The sequence below is a fragment of the Fodinibius sp. genome (assembly GCF_041642155.1).
Classification (GTDB): domain Bacteria; phylum Bacteroidota; class Rhodothermia; order Balneolales; family Balneolaceae; genus Fodinibius.
In genome coordinates this window covers 1-5,374 of sequence record NZ_JBEPWZ010000208.1, presented here as the reverse complement: position 1 = coordinate 5,374, position 5,374 = coordinate 1, and the positions used below count along the sequence as shown (strand labels likewise).

Genomic DNA, 5,374 nt, shown 5'->3' with positions numbered 1-5,374 from the left:
AAAGAGTGGCTATCCCCTGCTTGAACACCGGGAGACGATCGGTACTGACCGTCACCTGCTGAACGGTACTCAGGATATCAGGATTCTCCGGGTAGTTTTGCAGGGCCTTGAGTCCCGCCTGCCGCACTGTCTGACTCTCATGCTGGAGAGCATCCAGGAAGAGCTGTTCCGTGCCGGCCGCGCCCTGAGTAATACCGGCGAGTGATGTCAGCAGAGCCGCGCGCACCTCCGGTTCCACCTCGCGCTCCAGGGCATCGGTAATGGCGAGCTGCAGATCGGGATTGTCGGTATGCGATCCCAGATTCTTTGCCGCCCGGACACTCTGATCCAGCGATTCGGCATTGCGGAGTTCATATAGCAAAAACGGTACCGGCTTGTGCTCCTCTATTTCAAGCTTGAGTTGGTCCGGAATTTCGAGTCGAGCCGTACGAATATCTGGTGACACTCCTACCGAAATGGCGTCGGTCATGCCGGTAAAGGATATATCTTCAGTCTCGGTTCCTTCGGCATATATTTTATGCAACCGGAGCGTTTTAAGTTCATCATACACGCCCTGGACAGATTTGAAGCCAAGCGCCAACTGTTCTCCGGTTTCATCCAGCTGATAACTCACCCTGTACCGCACGCTGTCAGTCATCGCCTGATCAGCAGATCCCGATGAGGAAGTATCCGCCCGGTCCATGTTCAGTACCTCGGAAGCAACAAACATCGGCTGTCCGCTCAACCGGTACCACAGACCGGCGTAGTCCCTCCAGCCGATAACAGGTGAAAGCTGCTTCATCATTTCCGGATGGGTGTCTCTTATGATCCAATCTTTCGATTGCTCTGTCCACTGCAGCCATCTTTGCTGCCAGGCGTTCCAGCGCTGTGGCCCGAATCGTTCATAGATGCTCTTCCTGGATGTCTGAGGCTGATCTTTGACTTCCACCTCCTGTGTTTCTCCCCCGATCGATTGCTGGAGAAGCGTCTGGTATACCATAATGGCATCAGCCTGACTCCATTGGCCCGCGCGCTGCCTGCTACCTATCCACTGGGCTATAATTCCGCGCAACAGCTGCCGCTGCAGATCACCCCTGTTTTGATAAATAAAAACCGTAGAGCCACCCCATGATTTCATCTCCCATCCGTGATCTTTCAAAACCACAATATTCAGGCGATCGTAAGGGAATTCGGACTGCATCTCCTTTTCAATACTCCCCAGCCCGTCATAAGCCTGTTGCAACAACTGCTGGAGATCCACCTCGCCGGTGAGCTCCTGTTCAACCGCCAGGTTGATTCCCTTGATCCCGTAGGTAGTCGATTGATTTTCAAAGTTTCCGATGGCAAAAGCCAGATCGGATGCGGGCACTTCCGCCTCTGAGGCAAACTGGTACTGTACCACCTCCTCCGAGACGGACTCCTCCCCGGTTTTACGTCCCGTCGCCCAAACGGTATACCCGGCGGGCACCGAAATATTGAAGGACGTTTTCAGCGTAACATGCGGGTTGTCGACCACCGGCACCCAGTGGCGCTGGGACCGCGGAAGCAGGGAAGTCCACACGGTGTTATTGCTATTTTTAAGCAGTCCGAACCGGGGATCGGTACTATAGCGAATCCGCACCTCGTAAGCCTGTCCCTTCTCGGCCGCTTCAGCAAGAGGAATAAGCAGCGAATCGTTGTGCATCCGGAATTCCGCTGACTCCCCATCTACGGAAGCTGAGCTGATATCCATATGGGCAGCATACAAAATAACGGTATCGGCCCCGCTCACATTCGCTTCGATCCGGTACGTTGCAGCGGCGTCTATGCGCAAATTCTGCGGCTGAATCCCCAGCTCGAGTTCCAGTTCGGTAAAATCAAAATCCAGTTTCGGGTAGGGTTGGTGATCAAAGGATTGGGCGTCAAGCTCTGGCACGATCGCCAGCAACAGCCCCCCCAGCAAGACCAGGGAAAGCAGGCTTCGTCTTAAACGTTCCGAAAGCGAATGGGTACGGCTCATAATAGTTGTCAAGATTATTTCCTGTTATTGAAAAAAAGAATATAAGGAGTCTGATGAAATTGCATAAATTTTAAGCATTTATTTCTCACCGGGAATTCTGTTTTGTTCCACTGGTCCAAATGATAAGAAGCTGATTACTGTTATCATATCACATCAACGAATGTAACTCTAAATAATTTTATATCTATGAGTACCATGAAAGCGATGCAAGTACCGGAAGCGGGCGAAGATTTTGAAGCCGTTGAAAAAGAGATTCCTTCCCCCGGCGACAATGAAGTGCTGATCAAAGTGCAGGCCTGCGGCATCTGCCACAGTGATGCTTTTGTCAAAGAGGGCTTGATGCCCGGCATTGACTATCCCCGGGTGCCGGGACATGAGGTAATCGGGACTATAGAAGAGCGCGGCGATACCATCGACCGCTGGGAAAAGGGACAGCGGGTCGGTGTCGGATGGCACGGGGGACACTGCTACAAATGTGAATCCTGTCGAAACGGCGATTTCATCAACTGCGAAAACGGGCAGGTGACCGGCATCCATTTCGACGGCGGGTATGCGGAGTACCTGGTCGCTCCCGAGAGCGCGCTTGCCGCTATTCCCGAATCACTCGACGCGGCTGAAGCGGCGCCCTTGCTTTGTGCCGGCATTACAACTTTTAACGCCCTGCGAAACAGCAGGCTCGAACCCGGCGATACGGTAGCCGTACAGGGTATCGGGGGACTGGGACACCTGGCCGTTCAGTATGCGAATAAGTTCGGATGCAAGGTGGTGGCTCTCTCCCGCGGCGGGGACAAAAAAGAACTCGCTCTCGAACTGGGAGCTCACCAGTACATCGACACCGAAGCGACCAACGCCGCGGAAGAGCTGCAAGCGATGGGGGGCGCCAAGGTCATTTTAGCTACGGCTCCCAACAGTGAGGCTATTTCGTCGGTGGTAGACGGACTGGGGCGCAATGGACAGCTCTTAGTCGTTGCCGCAGCCAATGATCCTATCGAAGTGACGCCCCTGCAGCTTATCATGGGACGCAAGTCCGTATCCGGCTGGCCCAGCGGCGATGCCAGGGATTCGGAAGAGACCCTCAACTTCAGCGCCCTCCAGGATGTTACACCCAAAATTGAAACGTTCCCGCTGGAACAAGCCAACGAAGCTTACGAGCGCATGATCAACAACGAGGCCCGTTTCCGCGTAGTCCTGGATATGGGGTGACTTCTCCGGGTAATTCACAATCCAGGACCGCAGGGATATTTTTTTTCTTAACCTGATGTCCGTACCCAAACAAAACTCTCGCGGCGAGACATTATCTTTTTCAAGAGAAAGTAACCTTGGCCTTGAAAAGTCAGCGTCTCGGGTGGCGGACGCAAGGCGGAGGAATAAGAAAAGTACGGCCTTGAAAATAGGACGAGCCGTTTAGGCAAAGGGGTGCGCTGAGAACCGGATAAAAGAAAAACTGTCTGAGCCACCTGTGGCGGTGAGTTTTTTTCTTTTATTCGAAGCGGCGCCGCCGGCGCCTGGCCGTCCTATTTTCTCAGCCTTGACCTTTTCCGCACCTTTTGGGTCAAGCCAAAAGGTGCAAGAAAATCGTCGTTGAAAAAAATGGAACATACGTTAAGCCAGAACCACAACAACCACATCCATAAGGTTATTGCCCGTGGGACCCGTTTTCAGCAAGGTGTCCATTCGTTCGTGAAAATGGTAGGTGTCATTATTTCGGAGGTACTCATCCGGCTCCAGACCCCGCTCCCGGGCCCTTCGGATCGTATTGCCGTCCACCACCGCACCGGCAGCATCCGTGGGGCCGTCAACGCCATCGGTGCCGGCGCTCAGCCAGCTGATCTGTTCATCGAAATCCGCAATCTTTAGCGCCCCGCGAAGCGCCAGCTCCTGGTTGCGTCCCCCTTTGCCGCTGCCGGTGACCTGCACCGTGCTTTCTCCATAAAAAAGGAGAAGCTGCGGGTCGGTCGTATCCTTTGAGATATGAGAATTAATCTCGTCAGCGATATAATTCGCTACTTCCTCTACATCATCATTAAACGGCTCGTCAGCAACTATGGCCCGGTAACCATCTTCCCGCGCGATATCCGCTGCGCGGTGGACAAACGTCCGGGCCGAGCTTATGATATACTGCTTGTGCTCCCGGACAGGTTCATCCTCCGGCCGCACCACTTCCGGCATCTCTCCGTCAATCCCCTTTTCTATGTGAAGACGTACCGCATCGGGAAGTATATCCCACAGCTCGTACTCCAGCAGCACATGATAGGTATCCTGGAAGGTAGAATAATCGGGGGTCGTGGGACCGCTTCCAATGATGGCGGGATCATCGCCCGGTACATCGGAAATAATCAGATCAATGAGCGTGGCTCCCCCCGGCACATAGCGGAGCAGCTGTCCCCCTTTGATTCGGCTGCAATGCTTGCGTACCGTATTGATCTCATGAATCGAGGCCCCGGAGTTGTTCAGCAGATCATAGGTTTTATTAAGCTCTTCGATCCCTATACCCTCGGCCGGCCAGCACATGAGCGACGAGGTGCCCCCCGAGATAAGCATTAACACCAGGGCATCTTCCGGCATGCGATCCAGGTATTCCGCAGCCGCACGTCCCGCCTCCAGGCTTCGCTCATCCGGTACGGGGTGAGCGGCCGTAATCACCTCATCGGCCCCGCAGTCCGAGGCTGCCCCGGCATCCGGGGTGATCACAAGGCTGCCCGCTTCCTGCTCGCCCAGGACATCGTGTGCACTTTCATACATGGGGACGGACGCCTTGCCCACCGCCAGTATATATACGGGATGACCTTTCGTGGAAAATTCCGATTCTCCCACCCTCAGCTGCTCTCCCTTCAATGCTAAATGCTGCGAGACCGCTTTCTCCGGGGAGCAAACCGCAAGGGTCTTTTCAAAGAGATCAAAGAGGTAAGAGGAAATTTGTGACCTATCTAATTTCATTGTAGCATTCAAAATTTATATTACCATTCCGCTCAAAGTTAGAAACAATTTCGCTCTGCATTAATTCGTATTTCTATGGGTTAAAATTGAAATACTTATATCATCTCAAGTAATTAATTCCCAGATCCTATAATACTGCACCGCCCCACCTAACCCGGACCATTCACTGGCAGAAGCCTTTGAAAAAACCATTCATGAATTATCCGGGTTAAACACCTCAAGCACCTCCGGCAACAGCGACCGGCTGCATGAAAACCCATTACCCGATTCAATGGTTTCCTGTCCCGAGGTATCACAAAAGATTCCGCCGGCTTCCCGGAGAATAGGCAACAGCGGCGCAGCATCCCAAATGTGCAGCTCGGGATCAAACATCAAATCCGCCCGCCCGGTCGCCACCATCATGTGTCCGTATGCATCCCCCCAGGTCCGGTGGAGGCGCGTCTCCTCAATCAGCGCATC

General features: G+C 53.5%; 4 protein-coding genes. 1 reads left to right on the top strand and 3 read right to left on the bottom strand.

From position 1 onward, the window contains the following. The coding region (locus ACESLU_RS11150; protein WP_372638725.1) for a hypothetical protein at positions 1–1,978 on the bottom strand (1,978 nt) is incomplete at its 3' end. Between the two features lie 186 nt (positions 1,979–2,164). On the opposite strand from ACESLU_RS11150, the gene ACESLU_RS11145 reads away from it, so the two are divergent. Next, positions 2,165–3,181 (top strand): alcohol dehydrogenase, encoded by a 1,017-nt coding sequence (locus ACESLU_RS11145; RefSeq protein ID WP_372638724.1) that lies wholly within the window; start codon positions 2,165–2,167, stop codon positions 3,179–3,181. Between the two features lie 399 nt (positions 3,182–3,580). Here ACESLU_RS11145 and ACESLU_RS11140 read toward each other — a convergent pair whose 3' ends face one another. Further along, positions 3,581–4,915 carry a glycerate kinase gene (locus ACESLU_RS11140; RefSeq protein ID WP_372638723.1) on the bottom strand — a complete coding sequence of 445 codons (1,335 nt, stop codon included), beginning with the start codon at positions 4,913–4,915 and terminating at the stop codon, positions 3,581–3,583. Between the two features lie 192 nt (positions 4,916–5,107). Further along, positions 5,108–5,374, bottom strand: a 267-nt coding sequence (locus ACESLU_RS11135) for an inositol monophosphatase family protein (RefSeq protein ID WP_372638722.1), incomplete at its 5' end; no start/stop codon positions are given.